The sequence below is a fragment of the Vibrio sp. L3-7 genome (genome assembly GCF_963898195.1).
GTDB classification, from domain to species: domain Bacteria; phylum Pseudomonadota; class Gammaproteobacteria; order Enterobacterales; family Vibrionaceae; genus Vibrio; species Vibrio echinoideorum.
The window spans coordinates 266,634-286,779 of the sequence record NZ_CAWQUW010000023.1 but is presented as its reverse complement, the minus strand read 5'-3'; the positions used below and the strand labels follow the sequence as shown (position 1 = coordinate 286,779).

General features: G+C 44.4%; 15 protein-coding genes. 7 read left to right on the top strand and 8 right to left on the bottom strand.

The genetic code is table 11. The features are described 5' to 3' along the window. Nucleotides 1-74: 74 nt before the first annotated feature. A complete protein-coding gene (locus AACW75_RS16315) occupies nucleotides 75-1,718 on the bottom strand; it encodes a methyl-accepting chemotaxis protein (protein ID WP_145568936.1) in 1,644 nt (547 codons plus the stop codon). A gap of 467 nt (nucleotides 1,719-2,185) precedes the next feature. Here AACW75_RS16315 and AACW75_RS16310 point away from each other — a divergent pair, with 467 nt between their 5' ends. The 5 genes from AACW75_RS16310 to AACW75_RS16290 all read left to right on the top strand — a co-directional run bounded on the left by AACW75_RS16310 (nucleotide 2,186) and on the right by AACW75_RS16290 (nucleotide 8,306). After that, nucleotides 2,186-3,007, top strand: a complete 822-nt coding sequence (locus tag AACW75_RS16310) for a phosphate ABC transporter substrate-binding protein (protein WP_135454408.1) — start codon at nucleotides 2,186-2,188, stop codon at nucleotides 3,005-3,007. 122 nt (nucleotides 3,008-3,129) lie between these two features. After that, entirely contained in the window at nucleotides 3,130-4,059 is a 930-nt protein-coding gene (gene pstC, locus AACW75_RS16305) for a phosphate ABC transporter permease subunit PstC (RefSeq protein WP_017074662.1), read from the top strand. Nucleotides 4,060-4,124: 65 nt separating this feature from the next. Further along, entirely contained in the window at nucleotides 4,125-4,988 is an 864-nt protein-coding gene (gene pstA / locus AACW75_RS16300; protein WP_029225008.1) for a phosphate ABC transporter permease PstA, read from the top strand. A 75-nt stretch (nucleotides 4,989-5,063) separates the two neighbouring features. Further along, the gene (gene pstB / locus AACW75_RS16295; RefSeq protein WP_017074664.1) at nucleotides 5,064-5,813 is read left to right on the top strand and encodes a phosphate ABC transporter ATP-binding protein PstB; all 750 of its coding nucleotides are present in this window, start codon (nucleotides 5,064-5,066) and stop codon (nucleotides 5,811-5,813) included. A gap of 348 nt (nucleotides 5,814-6,161) precedes the next feature. Then, nucleotides 6,162-8,306 carry a sensor domain-containing diguanylate cyclase gene (locus AACW75_RS16290; protein ID WP_145568938.1) on the top strand — a complete coding sequence of 715 codons (2,145 nt, stop codon included), beginning with the start codon at nucleotides 6,162-6,164 and terminating at the stop codon, nucleotides 8,304-8,306. 152 nt (nucleotides 8,307-8,458) lie between these two features. On the opposite strand, the gene AACW75_RS16285 is transcribed toward AACW75_RS16290, so the two are convergent. The 6 genes from AACW75_RS16285 to AACW75_RS16260 are packed head-to-tail and all read right to left on the bottom strand — an operon-like array spanning nucleotide 8,459 to nucleotide 15,423. Further along, a complete protein-coding gene (locus AACW75_RS16285) occupies nucleotides 8,459-10,141 on the bottom strand; it encodes a BatD family protein (protein ID WP_145568940.1) in 1,683 nt (560 codons plus the stop codon). A gap of 2 nt (nucleotides 10,142-10,143) precedes the next feature. Continuing rightward, nucleotides 10,144-12,054 carry a VWA domain-containing protein gene (locus tag AACW75_RS16280; RefSeq protein WP_237297481.1) on the bottom strand — a complete coding sequence of 637 codons (1,911 nt, stop codon included), beginning with the start codon at nucleotides 12,052-12,054 and terminating at the stop codon, nucleotides 10,144-10,146. After that, entirely contained in the window at nucleotides 12,047-13,054 is a 1,008-nt protein-coding gene (locus tag AACW75_RS16275) for a vWA domain-containing protein (RefSeq protein ID WP_145568944.1), read from the bottom strand. The genes AACW75_RS16280 and AACW75_RS16275 overlap by 8 nt, the downstream gene beginning before the upstream one ends. Next, nucleotides 13,047-13,532 (bottom strand): DUF4381 domain-containing protein, encoded by a 486-nt coding sequence (locus tag AACW75_RS16270; protein ID WP_145568946.1) that lies wholly within the window; start codon nucleotides 13,530-13,532, stop codon nucleotides 13,047-13,049. The genes AACW75_RS16275 and AACW75_RS16270 overlap by 8 nt, the downstream gene beginning before the upstream one ends. Then, entirely contained in the window at nucleotides 13,529-14,455 is a 927-nt protein-coding gene (locus tag AACW75_RS16265) for a DUF58 domain-containing protein (RefSeq protein WP_145568948.1), read from the bottom strand. The genes AACW75_RS16270 and AACW75_RS16265 overlap by 4 nt, the downstream gene beginning before the upstream one ends. Nucleotides 14,456-14,466: 11 nt before the next feature. Further along, on the bottom strand, nucleotides 14,467-15,423 hold the full coding sequence (locus AACW75_RS16260; protein ID WP_017074671.1) for an AAA family ATPase: 957 nt from the start codon (nucleotides 15,421-15,423) through the stop codon (nucleotides 14,467-14,469). A gap of 462 nt (nucleotides 15,424-15,885) precedes the next feature. On the opposite strand from AACW75_RS16260, the gene AACW75_RS16255 reads away from it, so the two are divergent. Continuing rightward, complete coding sequence (locus AACW75_RS16255) at nucleotides 15,886-17,802, top strand: methyl-accepting chemotaxis protein (RefSeq protein WP_145568950.1); 1,917 nt, start codon at nucleotides 15,886-15,888, stop codon at nucleotides 17,800-17,802. A gap of 332 nt (nucleotides 17,803-18,134) precedes the next feature. Further along, nucleotides 18,135-18,335: a hypothetical protein gene (locus tag AACW75_RS16250; protein WP_017065689.1), complete on the top strand. Its 201-nt coding sequence runs from the start codon at nucleotides 18,135-18,137 to the stop codon at nucleotides 18,333-18,335. Nucleotides 18,336-18,605: 270 nt separating this feature from the next. Here the strand turns inward: AACW75_RS16250 and malK are convergent, their stop codons facing one another. Then, on the bottom strand, nucleotides 18,606-19,718 hold the full coding sequence (gene malK, locus AACW75_RS16245) for a maltose/maltodextrin ABC transporter ATP-binding protein MalK (RefSeq protein WP_135454423.1): 1,113 nt from the start codon (nucleotides 19,716-19,718) through the stop codon (nucleotides 18,606-18,608). Between the last annotated feature and the right edge of the window lie 428 nt (nucleotides 19,719-20,146).

The following is a 20,146-nucleotide window of genomic DNA, read 5'->3' as shown; positions in this document are numbered from 1 at the left end:
GGCCTTTTAGGTTCTGGTATATAGGTCTTAACTTAGATCTTGAAGCTTAGACCTTGAAGCTTACACCTTAAACCCTATACCTTAAAATAATCCAACTGCTGCTTTTGCTGCTCGGCTAAGTTAGATAGCTCGTGGCTCGCTGCTGCGGCTTGGGTAATACCGGTTACGTTTTGGCTTACCAAGCTGTAGATGTTTGAGATATTACGGTTGATATCTGCAGTCACTTGGCTTTGCTCTTCTGCAGCAGAGGCAACCTGAGTGTTTATTTCTGTCATGTCGGTTACTGAGTTAGCAATACCTGAAAGGGCCGCGCTTACCTCGCCCGAGAGCGTTTGGTTGTGCTCTAACATAGACAGTGAGCTGCTCATGCTTTCATTAGCGTTGCCCGATTGAACCTGCAAGCCTTCGATGATCGCTTGGATCTCTTTGGTTGAATCTTGTGTGCGGGCTGCCAGCATTCGAACTTCATCGGCTACAACTGCGAAACCACGGCCACTTTCACCTGCGCGAGCTGCTTCAATTGCCGCGTTAAGCGCAAGCAGGTTGGTTTGCTCAGAGATGCTTTGAATCACCTCTATCACTTTGCCAATTTGTTCAGAATGCTCTTTTAGCGTGCCTACAACGTTTGCCGCTTCGCTAAGCTGAATCGCCATTTGCTCGTTAGCTTGGTTGCTCTCATTAAACAAGCTCATACTGTGCGTCGCCATTTCGTCGGCTTGCTTAGACGCTGAATCGGCTTGTACCGCATTCTCGTTAACGTGTGCTGCTGTGCTCTCAAGTTGGTTCACGGCAGAAGCAACTTGCTCCACTTCCTGCTTCTCTTGGTCTGAGTTAGCACTTGATTGAGTCATTACTGCAGCTAGTTCTGTCGACGCAGATGCAACTTCAATACTGATTCGAGACAGTGAACTTACCGTGTCACGCAATTGCTCAACTGATTTGTTTACGTCTTGGGCAAGGCGCGATATCTCGTTGTCGCCATGTTCTTCGGCTTTTACTAACAGGTTACCTTTTGCTACTTCACGCATCGTTTCTTGAATATTGCTCAGAGGCTTAACAATGATGCCAGCAAGTGTCCAGCTGATGACTAATGCGATTGAAAGAATCACTAACAGTGCGATGGTCGCCGTATCCAGTGTGCTGGTGTGTTGTTGGCCGTTGATGTCGACTTCTTGAGTGGCAAGCAGGTTTAGCTTTTTAGAAAGCGTATTGATTGCCTGCACCATGTCATTACCCGCGTGACGGTATTGGTCAATTGCGATCTGGTAGCGATTATCAAAGTCAGAAGATAGCGCTGTATTGCCATGTTTTGCTCTTAATAGAGGAAGTATGGTGGTGCGAGAGAAGTCGACGTAGTGATTCATCGCCTTACGCATTGCTGCGACTTCGTCTTGCATCCCTGCCACTGTGTTTAATGAATCTAATAGACGCGCATTTTGGTCGCGCTTTTGATTTAGTGTCTCAACTAAGGTTTTCACATCGTCTGCATTAAATAAGCTGTAAATCGCTTTGATGCGCATGCCGTAGCTGTTGTCGACGATCTCGCTAAGTTCTTCTTTATGTAGAATTAGCTGATCTGTAGCTGTTGATACATCTTTAAAAGCATTTTCCAGTTTGTCACCACCGATAATGACACCCGTCAAAAGTAGTACGACGGAAAAGAGTACTGGAATAAGGATTTGAATCTTTATAGATAAGCCACTGAGAAGTTGTCGCATGTATTGTCCTTCTTTGAATAAGTAAATGAGCAGAAGCAATTGTTATTATTGTTATTAGCCAGTGATTCTAACTATTGAGAATGACAATTCAATCAGTAATAGATGCTATTTTTATATATGCGATAGGTATTTCATAAATTCTGATTATTTATCGTACAAACAAGTCTTTAGCCATTTTTAAGGTAGGGTTATTTAGCACAGAACCTTGTGTGGTATTAGGTAATAAAAGGGATGGCGAGATATTGAGCGGTTTGGCTTAAATAGGTTGGAATGAATATTCAGTGCCTATGAGTGAGGCTAATTTATTACTTCAAGGTTATTTGGTAGGGGAAAACAAGAAAATAAGTTGTAGTTGTCATATAGGCTTCAATTAAGTGAAACACAACTGTCACATTCAGATTCTAAAGTGGGCACCGTTCAAGCAAAACACAACATTACGGCAATTACGCCACTAAAGGAAATTTGTGATGAAAAAGACAGTTATCGGTGCAATCGCTCTTCTAGGTGCACTAACAGTGACTCCAGCTTCAGCTAAAGAAACTATTTCAGCAGTTGGTTCAAGCAGCGTGACTCCACTGATGGAAGTTTTCTCTGAAACATACATGAAAACGAATTCAAACGTATTTATTGAAGTACAAGGCCCTGGTTCTTCTGCTGGTGTAAAAGCGGCTAAGAATGGCAGTGCAGATTTAGGTATGTCTTCTCGTAACCTTAAAGACGACGAGAAAGAAACAACACTCGTTGAAGAAGTTGTTGCTCGTGACGGTATCGCAGTTGTCGTTAACCCGAAGAACGGCCTTGAAGGTTTAACAGCTGAGCAAGTAACGGCTATCTACAAAGGCGAAGTAACAAACTGGAAAGATGTTGGTGGTGCAGACAAGCCAATCGTAGCAATCACTCGTGATACAGCGTCAGGTACTCGTGGTGCATTCGAAGACATCATGTCTCTAAAAATGAAAATTTCTGGTACAAAAGTATCAGCAATCTCTCAGCGTGCTCAAGTTGCAAATGGTAACGGCGCACTAAAAACAATGGTTGCATCTAACCCTTACGCAATCGGCTACATCTCTCTAGGTACAGTAGATAGCTCAGTTAACGCGCTTTCTATTGACGGTACTGAAGCATCTGTAGACAACGTTAAGAACGGCTCTTACAAAGTAGCTCGTCCTTTCCTAGTACTTTACAAAGAAGGCAAGCCTTCTGCTGAAGCTCAAAAATTCCTAGATTGGATGCTAACTGACGAAGCTCAGTCTCTTGTTGAGAGCAAAGGCTACATCGCAGTTAACTAATCTAAACCTAAATTAATAATATTGCTCAGCCTACCTTTTCAGGCTGAGCCTTTTCTATCCCACTTCGAGTTAATCCTACGCTCACGTAGCGTGTTAAGGATTATCGATATGTGAGACTTGTTATGACCATCGCAACGAATAGTGAACAGCTTATGAATAGCGAAGCGACTCAACTGAAACGCAGCTTACGTCAAAAGAAGCGTGTAGATTGGAAAGAGCGTATTTTTCACGGCTTATTTCTTACAAGCGCAATTATCGGCATTGTATCTCTTGCTGTTATTGCTTACTTCATCGTTAGAGAAAGTATCCCTGCATTCCGCGAAGCGGGCCTATCTGGCATCGTTTTAGGGCAAAACTGGCTACCACCAGCACTTTACGGTGTTGCTACCATGATTGTGGCATCTGTCGTATCGACATTAGGTGCGGTAGTGGTTGGTGTACCAATTGGTGTTTTAACGGCAATCTTTATTGCTGAAATCGCGCCAAAGCGTCTAGCGGATATCATTCGCCCTGCCGTTGAATTGCTAGCGGGTATTCCTTCGGTAGTTTACGGCTTCTTCGGCCTAGTCATTATCGTTCCCCTGATTCAAAACGTATTTCAAGTGCCTGCGGGTAACACGATCTTGGCTGGTATCATTGTACTGGGTGTGATGATCCTTCCGACGGTAATCACGGTTTCTGAAACATCAATCCGCGCGGTACCAAGAACGTATAAAGAAGGCTCTTTAGCGTTGGGTGCTTCAAAGGTTTTTACCATCTTCAAGCTTCTCGTTCCTGCTGCTCGTTCTGGCATTATGACGGGTGTGATTCTTGGTATTGGTCGTGCGCTAGGTGAAACAATGGCAATCATCATGGTGATGGGTAATGCACCAGCAATGCCTGAAGGTATCTTAGATTCAGCTCGTACACTAACCGCAAACATTGCGATTGAAATGTCTTACGCAAGTGGCATTCACGCAAGTGCACTATACGCGACGGGTGTTGTTCTTCTTGTCTTCATCATGTCTCTTAATGCGATTCTCCTTTACTTGAACCGTGAGAAGGCGAGGTAAACATTATGTCTTTAGAAAATAACGTAACACCTCAAGCTAATCCTACGAATTCTCAAGGTAAGACGATGAATAAAGTCGCGTTAAAGAAAGCTCGCGCACGTAAAGATGCCGTGTTAAGCGGCTTCATCTGGGCTGCTGCCGCTCTAACTGTGGGCTTCTTGTTCTGGATTATGTGGTACATCCTTTCTAACGGCCTACAGCACGTTGATTGGAAATTCATTACTGACGACTACACTCGTACTGGCGATGAGCACGGTATTTTTCCGATGATCATCTCTACTATCTATATGGTTTTTGCTTCAATAGCGGTTGCCGCACCACTGGGTATCATGACGGCAATCTATTTGACTGAATACGCAAAAGTGGGTAGTAAACTTGTTAAAATCATACGTTTTTGTACTGAGTCATTAGCGGGTATCCCGTCGATCATCTTCGGTTTGTTTGGTATGACATTCTTCGTAGCTATCTTAGGTTTAGGTTTCTCTATCCTATCTGGCGCGTTGACATTGAGTATCCTGATTCTTCCTGTGATTATTCGTACCACTGAAGAAGCATTAATGGCAGTATCTCAAACTTATCGTGAAGGCTCATATGGTTTAGGTGCATCTAAAATCTACACGATCTGGCGTTTGATTCTTCCAAGTGCAATGCCAGGCATCATCACTTCAATTATTCTGAGTATTGGTCGTGTTATTGGTGAATCAGCACCCGTATTCCTGACCGCTGGTATGGTTGCTCGTATCCCAGATTCATTGATGGATTCTGGCCGAACACTAACTGTTCACTTATATAAGCTAACCACAGAACTGTTTACCATTGAAGAATGGAATCAAGCATACGGCACAGCAACAGTACTGATTGTTCTTGTACTGCTGATCAACACATTTACCAAGTTGATCGCAAGACGTTTTAATACTGCAACTTACTAAGCAGGGTTTTCTTGAGCTAAATGAGCTCTTAAAACAAACACAGTACAGACTTTGACGAATTACGAGATTATGAACATGAACAAATTTAACATTAAAGACCTAGACCTTTTTTACGGCGATAATCAAGCACTTAAATCAATCAATTTACCAGTGCCAGAGCGTCAAGTTACCGCTTTGATTGGCCCATCTGGTTGTGGTAAATCAACGTTATTGCGTTGTCTGAACCGCATGAATGATCTCATTGAAGGTGTGAAGATTACTGGTCTTCTTGAGATGGATGGCACCAACATTTACGGCAATATTGATGTTGCAGACCTGCGTATCAGGGTGGGTATGGTTTTCCAAAAGCCAAACCCGTTCCCAATGAGCATTTACGAAAATGTCGCTTACGGCTTACGTGCTCAGGGTATTAAAGATAAAAAGCATATTGATGAAGTAGTTGAAAGTTCGCTTCGTGGAGCTGCATTGTGGGATGAAGTGAAAGATCGTCTTAAAGCTCACGCATTTGGTTTATCTGGTGGTCAACAACAACGTCTGTGTATTGCTCGCACGATCGCGATGCAACCTGACGTGATTTTGATGGATGAACCAACCTCAGCCTTGGATCCAATCGCGACTCACAAGATTGAAGAGTTGATGGAAGATCTGAAGAAAGATTTTACTATCGTTATCGTAACGCACTCAATGCAACAAGCGCGTCGTATTTCAGACCGTACTGCTTTCTTCCTTATGGGCGAGCTTGTAGAACACAACGAAACGAGTGTTATCTTCAGCGAACCAAAAGATGATCGTACTAAAGGTTACGTAAACGGTGACTTTGGTTAATTGATTATTCAAGTGCTGTATTTGACCTTTTGTTTTAGCTGTCAAATACCAGAGCACGCTAACTGAAACGCAGGTTAGATAATCGAATCGATCGACAGAATTATCACTATAACTATAAGCGATGGAAGTTTTGCCCCACTTTACGTGGGGCTTTTTTATGTCTTTATAACAGCCCCAATGTCGATGAGATTTTGGGCAGGAAATCCCATTTTTGTAGTCCTTCTCATGCTTGTGATAATGTTAAAAGTGAAATTGCGACCCGCTTAACATCTCATTTTTAGTTATATTGATTGCATATCAAGGCTTCTGTATTTTTGCTTTATTCTTTATAGCCAATGGACGGAAGCTGTGCCTGTTAAAGCCTTTGCAAAACAAATATCTGCTACGCGCGACCACCGTTTATTGGCTGAATCTCTTTTTGATTACCTTGTCGAGGTACTGACTCCTAAAGGGGTTGGAATATTTTCTGAGCCAACGACGAAAAGCGGCTTTTTACCAATGTTCTCCTGTGGTGAATTAACCTCTCTTGCAAACTATCCCTCAACCTTTTGGCCTTGGGTTTCACAATTTGACACCGCCGACGGTGTACTTCCTATGGCAATTAATACGTGTAAGTGGGAACACATGGATGTATTGGGTGGTGAGTCATTTATCATGATGCTTGATAATGCGCCTGCCTGTAGAACTTATTTAATTGTTCAAAATTGCAATGCAGAAAAGGTCAATCAAACTTTTGACCAAGGGCTTGATGTCCTTCAGCTAGCCGCCGCGCGTTGGCAGTGTATTCGAGCAGAAAAGAATGCTGCCACTGAGATAAAACACAGAGACACACGTGAGGCTCAATATCTCGATGAGATTAAGTTACGTGAGTTGTTTGTCGATAACATGAAATTGGTCCATCAGGTAGCATTAGACCTCTCTAACCCTGAATCTTTAGATGCGCTGTATAAAGCTTCAGTCGAGGCGGTTCGAGATAGGCTTGGGTTTGATCGTGCGATTTTCATGTTACTTGATATGAAAAAGCGCTGCTTTAGCGGGACGTATGGTACTGATGAAGCAGGGATGACAAACAGTGAGCATCATACTCAGTACGACTTGCATCAGTTAGAAGCAGAATACATAGAGGCATTGTCGGACAACCACACCAATTTGGTTATCATTGAACAAGCTCCCCTCTATACAGAAGGAAAAGTGGTCGGGCAGGGCTGGAATGGCATGCTTATCTTGCGCGAAGGGGATAAACCTGTGGGCTGGATCGCGATGGACAACTACATCCACCGTTCACCCATTACCAATTATCAAAAACAGATGCTCGAGTCATTTGGTTCACTTCTTTCTCAGATCTACATTCGCAAACGCCAAGAGCAGAACATACGGATGCTTCATTCAAGCATGGTTGAGTTATCTCGTTGTGATACTGTCAGCGAAGTGTGTAAGTCAGCGGTAAGTTTTGCTATTCAGCACCTAGGCATCGACCGACTGGCTGTTTTTCTCACCGATAAAAATTGCAGTTACATGCAAGGTACTTGGGGCACTGATATTAAAGGCGATATTGTCGATGAGTCTTACTACCGCTCTGAGCTTGTGGAGCGTGATATTGTTGCTGCCGCTCGGGCCTGTCCGAATCAAGTTGCCTTTGAAGAGTCAGTTCCTATCTATCACGACTTCAATATTGTGGGTGTCGGTTGGACGGCCATGACCATGCTCACCACCAATACGGGCGATCCGATTGCGTTCATTGCGGCAGATAACTTACTGACCCGAAGCCCTTTAACGTCACAATTACGCGAAGTGATACGTATCTTTGCCTCTAGCCTTGCTGAAGTATTGCAAAGAACGATGGCACAAGAGGAGCTTAAAAAGCTCAATGAGACACTTGAACAGGAAGTCAGCAAACGAACTAAGGAGTTGGAGTTGGCGAACGAACAGTTGGAAGTTATTTCTAAGCTCGATCCTCTGACTCGCCTTGGCAATCGGCGTATGTTGACTCAGGTTTTAGAGGATTTGAATTGTGACGAGCAGCGTGCATTTGCCTCACAACAAGATGTCACATTTGGGTTAATTCTCGTCGACCTTGATCACTTTGGTTTATACAACAGTGTCTATGGCCACACTGAAGGTGACGCTGCTCTGCGTACGATCGGTAAAATATTAAACGATCATGTATACAGCGATAAAGAAACTTTCTGCCGAATTGGAGGCGAGGAGTTTATGTTATTGATGATCGGAACCAGTCATGCGACAACCAAGCAGCGAGCTGAGTCGATTCGTCGATGTATTGAAGAGGCAAAGATCCTCCATTGTGAAAGTACTACCAGCCAATATTTAACTGCGTCTGTCGGTTATGCGTCGATCACCTCTGATCAACACCAGTTCGATTTCGATCTATTGTATGGAAAGGCAGACAAGGCCTTGTATCAAGCTAAAGATTCAGGGCGAAATAGAATTGTCTCTGCTTTAAAGCGAAGAAAGGTTGCGACGCCACTGACTTAGTGTGGTATTTATTTTTTCCGCTCTTAAAAACGAATGAAGCCGTGATGATCACAATGTGGTCATCACGGCTTCGTTCCTTTTACTTACTTAGATTTTCTGCTTAACTAGCGTTCTGCTTAACTAGCGTTCTGCTTACTTAGATCGCTGGTTAATTAAAGCCTTTCTAATGCGCTCTTGTGTGCTTTGCTCAACATGCGTTTTGGCTTCTTAACTGCTTTGATTGCTTGAGTAGGATCCCATGACTGACTTGGTGCCCCAGCTTCTGCATAGAGGCTTTGGTTGAGCTTATTGAGCTCGGTTTCAATTGCTTGTAACGTCTCACTACTCAAGTCTGGGTTTTCTGTTTGCCACTGCTCAAACAAGGTTCTCGTCACCACCCCATCTTTCGCTTTCAGAGCTGTGATAAGCGCTTTTTCTGCATCTGATTGACGTTCATCTTGGTGCTTTGGTTTTACTGCGGTACCGCGGTGTGACCAGAAGTACAACGCAACCGCAGAGCTGATTAACCACAAGGCAGCGAACAGCGCGGTTAGGTAAGGCCATATTCCTGGGTTATCAACGGTAACAATCGTCGGGCTAACTTGTTGAGTTGGTGTCTCCATAACAGGATCTGGCGAGCTTGAGCTAGCGCGTTCACTTGCCTGAACCGACAACTCAAGACCAAGAGCTTTACTGGTTTCTTGTGATTGTGAGTCTGTGTTAAACCAAGCTTGAGAAACATCAGGCAGAGAGATGCTTCCTGATTCCTTAGGGATTAGTACCTGCTTATAGACAACGACAGCATCACCGGATTGGGTGGTGCCAAATTGAGGTTTCTCTTCATAAACACGTACCGATTTAGGGTAGGGAATGTTCAGCTTTGGCAATTGGTGCTGGGTCAAATTACTGGCTGTCATGGTGATGGTTCGAGTTAAAGAATCACCCGCTTCCATTTCAAGTGGCTTGCTATCACTGCCTAAACCTTGGTTACGTGTTAACTCGTTACCTTGGCTATCTGACCACTTCTGAATCAACTTGAAGTTCGATGTGGGTAACCACTCACCTCGATAGCCTTTTGGCACGTTTTTCACGGTTACATCTAGGGTTTCGACAGGTGTATCGAGTTGGAAAAGGCGTGTTTTACTTGAGTTGTTGGTTGAGTAAACAACCGCTCCTGTTAACTTCGGTCCAAGCAGTTTAAATTGCCCTGCTTGTTGTGACGATATATGGAAAGATTGCTGAACAACCGTGACTTCTTGTCCGTTGATAACATCTTGAAATTGCTTTGACTCTCCAATTGGTTCCACATCTAATTGCGCTGAACTTGGCGGCGCAATTTTAGGATCTTGCAGTCTTCTAGGATCAGCCTTAATGATGAGTTTTACATCAAGCTCCGCGACCTCTTGAGGGTACAGCGAGTCTTTACTCAGATTAAGTTGAAACTCGGCCATATCACTCTGCTTTGGAGCGGCTTTATTAACCGAAACGTTGATGGTGATCGGTTGGGTTTTTGCGCCGTCAATATCAAAGCTAGGAATCTCAAATCGGCCTAATCGAAGTGGGGCAAGGGTAATATTCCATTCGCTAGACACAGTACGGCTGCCATTTACGATTCGCATCGACGACCCAAATCTTGGGGTGCTGACGTAAAAATCCTTCTGAAGGGGGGATAGATCTAAAGCACCGGACGATACTTTTTCATCGGTCGCTACTCTAAGTAGGAAGACTTCATCTTTGGTCACTCTGTTTTGGGAAACACTGGCAACAGCGGTTGCTGCTAATACAGAATGTGACGAGAAAACACCGATTAGCAGTGTCAGTAGTATTGATAAAAATGGCTTGTTTAAAAATCGCATGGTTACCACTTTTTGTTTTGGTTGTTGGGAGCACTTTTTTGTCGTGCTTGTAGAATCATTTGCGCTTTAAGCAGTTGGCTCGGATCTCGAGCGCTTTCTACTTGCTCAAGTTTTCGCATATCAGGATCGCTCGATATAGGCTGACCTGACACTTGTGTTGCGGCTTGTTGAGCATTGCTATCACTGTCTTCCTTTGCAGCTTTTTGTGCTTGTGTAGTCTGAGATGCTGCGTCACCTTTGTCCTGTGGCTGTTTATCTGCTTGATCCGGTTTGTTTTGTTGCACAGCTTGCTTGTCGTTTTCTTCATCCGTCTTGGAATCAGAGCGGTTATCAGCTTGGCTTTGGTCAGTATTCTGAGCTTGGCTTTCACTTTGATCTTGCGACTTCCCATTGTCAGCTGAGCTTTGTTTTTGATCCTGCGAGCTTTGCGAAGAATCATTTTGCTGACCTTGCTGACCTTGCTGGTTTTGGTCTTTCTGGTCTTTGGATTCAGAATCGTCTTGCTGTTGCTGTTGCTGTTGCTGTTGCTGTTGCTGTTGCTGTTGCTGTTGCTGTTGCTGTTGCTGTTGCTGTTGCTGTTGCTTCTGGGCCTGTTCGACGATTTCTAGGTTCTTCTTCGCGTAAGCATGGTCAGGGTTGCTTTCGAGAATACGTTGATACTCTTCAATCGCTTGGTCGTACTTGCCTTGCTTTGCTTGTGCATTGGCTAGGTTGTAGCGAGCATCTTCGCCAGAAAGACCTTGTAGCGTCTGTTCGGCCGCTTCGAAATCACCGGCTTTGTATTGCGCAATGCCTTTCCATTCTTGCTGTTCGAACTGTTCTGCGGCTTGTTGAAAATCCTCATCTTGATACAACTGATAACCCACTTGGTCATCGGTTTTCCAAGGGTTCGCAAACGCAGTATTCGGTTGGCTGAACGAGACAAGCACAGCTAGGCCACACCAAATGACCCCTTTTCGAAATAGCCCAAGTGCAGGAAGTAACAGAAACGGCAATAGCCAGAAACCGTTGTTAACTCTGGTATTGAGTGAGTTATTGGTCTTGGTGACTTCTGATGTCGTAGCAATTCGGTCGAGATAATTCGCAATGTGCTCAACATCTGAGTTATCAAATTGAACCTCAGTAAAAGTGCCACCATAGCTGCGTGTAAGCTCACGCATGTTATTTAAGTTGGTTCTTGCGACCACGGTTTGTCCCGAGTCGGTTTTCAGCATCGAGCCGCTTGGTAGAGAGATCGGCGCACCGCTTTTCGTTCCTACCGCTAGAATCGACAATGTCCAATTGCCACCTGAGAGTAGGGAATCGATCTCTTGCTTCTCTTGGTCGTCGATATCATCCGCAATCAACACCAAGTCGCCGTGGTAGATATGAGCGCGAGTCATCATCTCAATGGCGAGTTTGACTGCTGACGTAGCATCACCGCCTTGGAATGGCATGATCTCCGGAGATAGGTTAGGAACTAAGTTCTTGATGGTGTTGATGTCAGACGTTAGCGGACTAATGGTGTAAGCATCCCCAGCGTAGGCCACCATTCCTGTTAGGCCTTCATTCCATAATGAAAGCAGGTCCAAAGCTTTATATCGTGCCTGTGTTAAACGGTTCGGTTTAATATCTGTGGCGTACAGAGACATCGACATATCCATTATCACAACTCGCGCCTGCGTTTTTTCAAAACTTGGTTGTTCGTTTTTTTCAAAGCTTGGTCCAGCTAGTGCAATCACACCGACCAGCCACCAAATACCGAAATAAGTACTGCGATTCTTCGATGGTTTATTCGATTCAGGAGCCAGATAACGGGCGATGTGTGACGCCAATAATCCTTGCTTAGATTGTCTTTTGCTAAGCCACCAAATAGCGGGTAGCGCGGCAAGCGCCAAGAACCAATAAGGGTAGATAAAAGTAAAGTTAGACATTGTTTCTCCTAATGGCTAACAGCATAAATGCGAAGAACATTGCCGCAGACAGTGGCCATACGAACCACTCTTGTTGCGGTCGCCATATCTTAGTGGCGTTCGTCACGGGCTCTAACTGATTGATGGTGTCGTAAATCGTTGCCAGTTCTTTGCTGTCTCGTGCACGGAAGTATTGACCGCCAGTGCGTTTGGCGATTTCCATTAGAGTGCGTTCATCCAAGTCTTGAGCGGTATTGACCTTACGAGTCATGAAGAACTCTTTGACCATCATTTCACCCGCACCGACACCTACGGTGTAAATCGTCGCGTCGTATTTCTTTGCAATATCCGCGGCTTCTAGTGGGTCTAATACCCCTGCAGTATTACTGCCGTCACTGAGTAGAATCATTACACGCTGAGGCGCATCGCTATCGACAAAGGTTTTGGTAGCGAGGCCAATTCCATCACCGATCGCAGTTTGAGTACCAATCAGCTTTAGCACAGCCTGATTGAGTTGTTGTGAAAGCGTATCTCTATCTAACGTAAGTGGCGTCTGCAAGTAGGCGTGATCAGCAAATAGCACCAATCCGACTCGGTCGCCTTTTCGTCGCTCAATAAAGTCACTCAATACATGTTTCACCGCAGATAAGCGATCGATGTATTCGCCATTGAATTGCATGTCTTCTTGGCTCATCGAGTAGGAGAGGTCGACAACCAACATCAAATCACGGTGTTTCGGCTGAAACTCAACCGGTTCACCGTACCAAACTGGGCGTGCCATGGCTGTTACCAATAAAAGCCAGATGATGACCGACAAGGTTTTAGGTAAGCGACTGCTCGGCGTTTTGGTATTGCTGTCCTCGGGCAAAAATGGAAGCCTTAGAGCGCTGCTTGATTCTGATTTTGGTGAGAATAGGTAAACAAGGATCGGCAGGGGCGCTAGAAACAGTATCCACCCCCAAACAAACTCCACATCTAATAAACCCCTACTTAGAAACATAGAGTTTAGAAAATCATTCATAACGACCTCGCTTTGGAGGAAGGGCTTTTCGAAGCCAGGTTTCGCAGTCATTAACCAATTGCTGTTGAGCCTTTTTCTGTTCGTCGGTCATCAAGGCTGCATCTTGGTAGAGCGCTTGCTGCCAAAGTGACTGTTTTTCGGAAAATAACGGCTTTGCTAATTGTGCATCTAAGAACGTCAACCAATCATCACCAGATAAGCCTGCCACTTTTTCGCGTGGGAAATAGCTTAGTGCTGCCCGACGAACGATGTCTTGAGCTGCACTCGGAGGCAAGGTATTTGAAGGCTGACTATTACGAAAGCAAGCAAGTGCTTCGTTCTTCGCGTGCAGGTTCTTTTGTCTGCGTTTTACAATGAAAAATACTAAGGCGATCAGAACGATGCCCGTGATAATTACCGCCCACCAGCCCCACGCTAAAGGCCACCAACTCGGTGCATCTGGTGCAATGACTGGGCTTAAATCTAAGGACTGATTCATGACTGAGATCCTGATATCTGGCTCATTAGTGACTGCGCACTAGACAGAGAGCTATAAGGTATCGCGAGAGATAAACCAAGTTTCTGCAACTGCCGCTTCTTTAATGAAAACGCTTGGTTAAGCTTTTCCTTTTCTTTATTGGAAGAGAAGTTGAACCACTGAGTTTTGTCGCCATCGGTCACCTGTTTAGATCCTTTGTAGGTAGTTTCACCTTGCTCCAAAGGGTCGTAAAAATGAACTAGACGCACTCTATTGTGCCTGCGAATTTGGCTGATAAGTGAGTAGTCACTTTCTCGGTAACGGACGAAGTCACTAAGGATAATAATATCACTGCCTTTCGGGCAGAGTTGCTGTAGAGACCTCAGCCCATGCTCTAAGGTTGTGTCGCTGTGATTGTCTTGGTTGGTCAGTGCTGCGTTATTGATTTCTATGACTTTTTGTAAAATACGCAGCGGAGCGTGGTTGCTAGCACTTGGTTTAATCTCAATGATCTCTTGGCCAGTATCTATCACTGCGCCAATACGGTCTTTTTGAGCGACGGTTAACCAACAAAGTTGGCTGGCAAAGTGCGCGAGTTGAACCGATTTAAGCAACAAGGTTGAGCCGAAAATCATACTGCTCGACAGATCTAAGAACAAAATCACTGGCTGTTCTCTTTCTTCGGAGAACAGCTTAGTATGCGCCTTTCCGGTTCTCGCCGTTACTCGCCAGTCAATGCTGCGGATATCGTCGCCCGCCTGATATTGACGAACCTCAGAGAAGTTCATCCCGCGACCTTTACGGTTGCTCTCGTGTTGACCGTTAAGCTGCGACCAAAGACTCTTGGCTGGAGGCAACCATCGAACAGATTGCGCTTTGTATTGCAGCAGTTCGTCCAGATTCAACGTGACACCGTCACTATGGTTGGGTAGTTGATTATTCATACGCGTACCACCTATGCGCTGCCAACCAGTGAGATAAGGTGTGTAATTACTTGATTGGCCGTAACCCCTTCAGCTTGTGCGTGGTAACTGCGAAGTAGACGGTGGCGTAATACAGGGAATGCCATCGCTTGAACATCTTGCGGTGTTACGTAATCGCGGCCTGCTAGCCATGCGTGCGCTCTGGCACATCGGTCTAAAGCAATAGTTGCACGTGGGCTGACACCCATATCTAACCATTGATCAAGTTGGTCGCTGTATTGCTTAGGTTGGCGAGTCGCCATAACCAGTCGAATAATGTACTGCTCAATGGTGTCTGCCATATGAATGTTGAGCACTTCTTGGCGAGCTTCAAAGATCGTTTGTTGAGAAATAGGCTCTGGTTGAACAGGTTGGTTGCCTTGAGCTTCGCCTCTGTTTAGGCGCAAGATCTCAAGTTCACTTTCCATGTCTGGATAAGCCACTTCTAAATGCAGCAAGAAACGGTCTAATTGAGCTTCTGGTAGCGGGTAAGTACCTTCTTGCTCAATCGGGTTTTGCGTTGCCATTACCAAAAACAGGTCCGGTAGAGCATAGGTTTTTCGACCTGCGGTCACCTGCTTCTCAGCCATAGCTTCTAACATAGCGGCTTGTACTTTCGCCGGAGCACGGTTGATCTCATCCGCTAGAATTAACGAGTTAAAAATCGGTCCAGATTGGAAGGTGAACTCTCCCGTTTCTGGACGGAAAATATCGGTACCAGTTAGGTCGGCAGGCAATAGGTCAGGGGTAAATTGAATACGGTGAAAATCTCCCTCGACACAGTCAGCTAGTGATTTTACCGCGCGGGTTTTTGCCAACCCTGGAGGCCCTTCAACAAGAATATGACCATCTGCCAATAAGGCGATCATCAGTTGCTTAACGAGCTCTTGCTGACCAATGATTTGAGACTCTAGATAGTTTTGAAGGATTTCGAAGTTATTTTTATGCATTTTTGGACTCTCTGGGTACCATTTGATTCTTATTTTGAGTATTGGTCACTGATTACTAGTAAAAAGTTCCAGTAAATCGGCGTAATTTATTTTTCCAAAAATGGAATGATTTACAAGTGGTTAGTGAAAAACGCGACTAAGTCATGATTTTTACCATATCAATTGCTTTTTTTACAACAAAGCTCAACGGTGTGATGTTGCCTGACTCAGATGAAGCTTAAAGGGTTAAATAATAAGGGTGAATAATAAAAATGGGATCGCATTTAGCTAGTTAATCTTTATCCAAAAAGAAAATGATTGAGTTGTTACATCGCATTTGCAGTTTTTTTGAGAGAAAAGTCTCTAGTTTTATTGGTTTTGGCCGATATATCACTCAGGTTGTGCATCGCTTTGTTGGGACGCACTAACAAAGTCCTGTTTAAGGTCTACTAATAATGAGCGATTCTTTTTAAAGGTCCAAATATGTTCAAAACTAACTCTCTGAGTATTAAGCAAAAAGTTGTACTTGGTATTACTTTTGCGGTTCTTGCATCCACGGTTATTGTTGGTGCAATGGCGCAACAACAAGCGAGAGATGTATTAAGTCATCGATTGATCGATATTGAGCTTCCCGGAATGCTAGAGCGAATCAATGGTGAAATTGATCGTGAAGTCTCTCAGTTATTGTTAGCTGCGGAGCAAATTGCTTCGAATGAATTTATTTCTGACGCTATCGAATCGACAGATCGTGATGCAGCATTAGAGAATAAGTTGGTTAAACAACTGAACAATGTTCGCAACCAATACCAACTGAATGATGCTTCGGTAGCAAACCGTCAAACGGCTTATTACTGGAACCAAAATGGCTTCTTGCGTCAGCTAAACCAACAACAAGATGGTTGGTTCTTTGGCTTTACTCAATCTGGCCAGTCGACCATGGTGAGCATGTTCCAAGAAGCCAACGGTGAGGTGAAGATGTTCGCTAACTATCAGCAGCCTTCTGGTTTAGCGATGTCAGGTTTATCTAAATCGATGGACGACATGGTAAGCCTGCTTAATGGCTTCAAGATTGAGAATACCGGCTTTGTATTTTTGACCGATAGCCAAGGTGATGTACAAATTCACCGTGAGCGCTCTCGTAGTGATTCTTCACTTCAACAACTTTACGGCCCTCAATCAAGCCAACTATTGAACAAGTCGGGCTTCAATCTGATTACCACTGAAAGCCAAGGGCAAGAGCTATTCGTGGCGAGCTTGTATGTGTCGTCAATGGACTGGTTCGTTATTGGTGTGGTACCAACCGATGAAGTGTTTGCTGAGCTCGATGCGACTGCGCAGAAGATGCTGATCATGACGGCTATCGTGGCTTTAGTGTTTATCCTAATGGGCGTAGTGCTAGCAAACAGTATTACTCAACCAATTAAACTTCTGGCTAAGCGATTCGGTGACCTTGGCGAAGGCGATGGCGATCTGGCGCAGCGTATCGAAGTGAAAGGCAACGATGAAATCGCACAGCTTTCTAAGGGCTTTAATGGATTCATTGAGAAGATTCACGAGTCGATGAAAGAAGTGTGTTCTACCAGCCAAGCGCTTCAAGTTGCGGCGGAGAGTGTGTCAAATAAAGCGCATATCACTCACGACAACAGCCAAGAACAACGTGATCAAACGCTTCAAGTGGTGGCTGCCATTAACCAAATGGGCATGACCATCAGCGAGATTGCATCAAATGCGGCTACGGCTGCGGAAACGGCAACGCAGGCTTCAGGTAATACTGAAGTAGGCCGCTCTGTGGTAAACAAAGCGAAAGACGCGATTAGCCGTTTAGCTCAAGATATTGAAAATACAGGTCAAGTGGTTGAGCAGCTTGCTTCTACGACGCAAGATATCGGCTCAATTTTGGGTGTAATTCGTGATATTTCAGACCAAACTAACTTGTTGGCACTGAACGCTGCGATTGAAGCGGCACGTGCGGGTGAGCAAGGTCGTGGCTTTGCGGTCGTTGCGGATGAGGTTCGTAACCTTGCAAGCCGCACTGCAGATTCAACGGAAGAGATTCAGAAGATGATCAACCAACTGCAAAGCGATGCAAAAGATGCAGTATCTGCGATGAGTGCAGGTAAGGTTATTACGCTTGAAGGTGTGTCGGCATCGGACGAAGCAGTAGACGTTTTGGGTGGCATTTCAGACCGTATCGTTGATATTACTGACCGTAACACTCAAGTTGCAACGGCAACCGAAGAGCAATCAACGGTAGTTCACACCATCAACCAGAACATCGAAGAAATCAACGCGATCAACGAAGTGACAACAGGCACTGCTGAGCAACTTGCTGAAGCAAGCCAAGAGCTTCGAGACCTTTCTTCACGTCTAGATAAGATGGTTGGCTCGTTTAAGCTTTAATTGCGATTAGGCCACTAACCATAATAAAAGAGCTAGATTCATTTGATCGTGAATCTGGCTCTTTTGATTTAGGAACCGTTACTTCGATTGAAATGGGTCGCTGAAGTAGGCTTGAGTACTTTAGTTGACCTAAGTACTCGAGCTGAACTGAGCCTCAGTTTGCCATTTACCATTTGCCATGAGCATTTATGTTTACAGCACGCATTTAAGCTTACAGCACGCATTAAGTTAACGTTCAATTGATCTGGTTTCGGGCTTTGCATTTAATCGCTCTAGCATCATAGGGCGTAAATGAGTAAAATCTCGTTAGGTTTAATATTTAGGTAAGTATCATGAGCGATTTTGAAAAAGAACTAGAGCAGATGACTCAAGAGATGGGCGATGAGCCTGAAGTAAAACTGCCATCACTTGAAGAGCAAAAAGCAATTGTTGCTGAATTTAAGCGACTAGAAGCGGAAGGCAAGCTAACACCTGAAGTGTTGGAAAAGCATTTTGGTCAGTTCAACAAAACAAGTGATACACCAATTCACTAGGTTTCTGTAGAGCCAATAAGTTCGAGTTACGCCAATAAGCTCTAGACGCTCAATAGTGTTTAAAGAGATTGGTAGGGTTTACACTTTGAATAAACAGATGAAGGTCTAGCCGATGCTAGGCCTTTTTTATTGCCTTTAGCAAAGGTATCTAGAGCAAACCGAACGCAAGTGAGATTAATCCAAGAATAAATGACCAAATTGAAAAAAATCCCCCTTACAACGTAAGAGGGATTGGATATGGGCAAGTTACATCTTAAAAAGGCTAAGCGATTAGTCTGTACCGTACTCTTTGTGCATACGACGACATGCTCTACCGTCGCTATGGAACAAGTGACAACGGTGTGCTGGAATACCAATCGACAGCTTGTCACCAGACTCAATCGTCAACGTGTCTGGCTGGCGATAGATAACGTCAGCGTCTGCACTTTCGAGGTTTAGGTAAACTTGTGTTTCGTTACCTAGCTTCTCTACCATCATAACTTCAGCTTCAATCGTTGCATCACCTGTTTCAGCAGACAATAGGTGTTCAGGACGAACACCTAGAGACATACGGTCACCAGCATTGACAGTCGTACCGTCTACTGGAATCCAGAAAGTCATGCCATTTGAAAGTTTAACTTGTACGCGTTCTGCTTCCGCTTGTTCAATGTGTACTGACATGAAGTTCATCTTAGGTGAACCAATAAATCCAGCAACGAAACGGTTTTTCGGATAGTGATAAAGGTCAAGTGGTTTACCGACTTGAGATACATGACCACCATCAAGAACTACGATTTTATCCGCCATTGTCATCGCTTCCACTTGGTCGTGGGTAACGTAGATCATGGTACAACCTAGTTGGCGCTGTAGTTTAGTAATCTGTGAACGCATTTGAACACGCAGTGCAGCATCTAGGTTAGATAGAGGTTCATCAAGCAGGAATACGTTTGGTTGAGAAACCAAAGTACGACCGATAGCAACACGCTGACGTTGACCACCAGAAAGTGCTTTAGGTTGGCGCTCTAGTAAGTGACCAAGCTGAAGGATTTCAGCGGCATGCTCAACGCGTTTATCAACCTCAGCTTTATCTGCTTTTGCTAACTTAAGGCCAAAAGACATGTTGTCGTAAAGGTTAAGGTGAGGGTAAAGCGCGTAAGATTGGAATACCATACCTACGCCACGCTTTGATGGCTCAACGTCATTCATGCGTTGGTCACCGATGTACAAATCACCAGACGTAATGTCCTCTAGACCTGCGATACAACGTAATAGCGTCGATTTACCACAACCTGATGGTCCAACGAATACTACGAATTCACCTTCGTTGATGTCTAAGGTTACATCCTTAGAAATCTCTACATCACCATATGATTTATAAACGTTTTTTAACGTGACACTCGCCATCTAGCTTGTCCTCGATCGATCAAATTTTAAGTATTACTGCTTATCATTATAAGAAATTTTTGGGTCAGCAGTAACTGTAGGAATTGGTAAATATTGAGTGAGTAAGAAAAAAAGTGGGTGAGACTTGGATTCTTTAACCAAGCCCACCCGTCATAGCCAAACTGGTGTCTATTTCCCCCACATCGAGTTAAACCTCCCCCGTGATTCAATCACAGATTTAACTCGTGCTTTTTAAAGACAACAGCGGGCAGTGAAGCCAACTAAATGAACAATGCTGTTAAACATAACACTTACTGGTAAAGGGTTCTTACTATCCACTCTTGGATGAATGCAGTTTCGGTGAATTAGCGTAACGGTACATCCTCCCAACGAAAAATTAACGAGGGGGAGTAGTAGGGGAGGAGTATATAAATGGGGTTATTAATAAT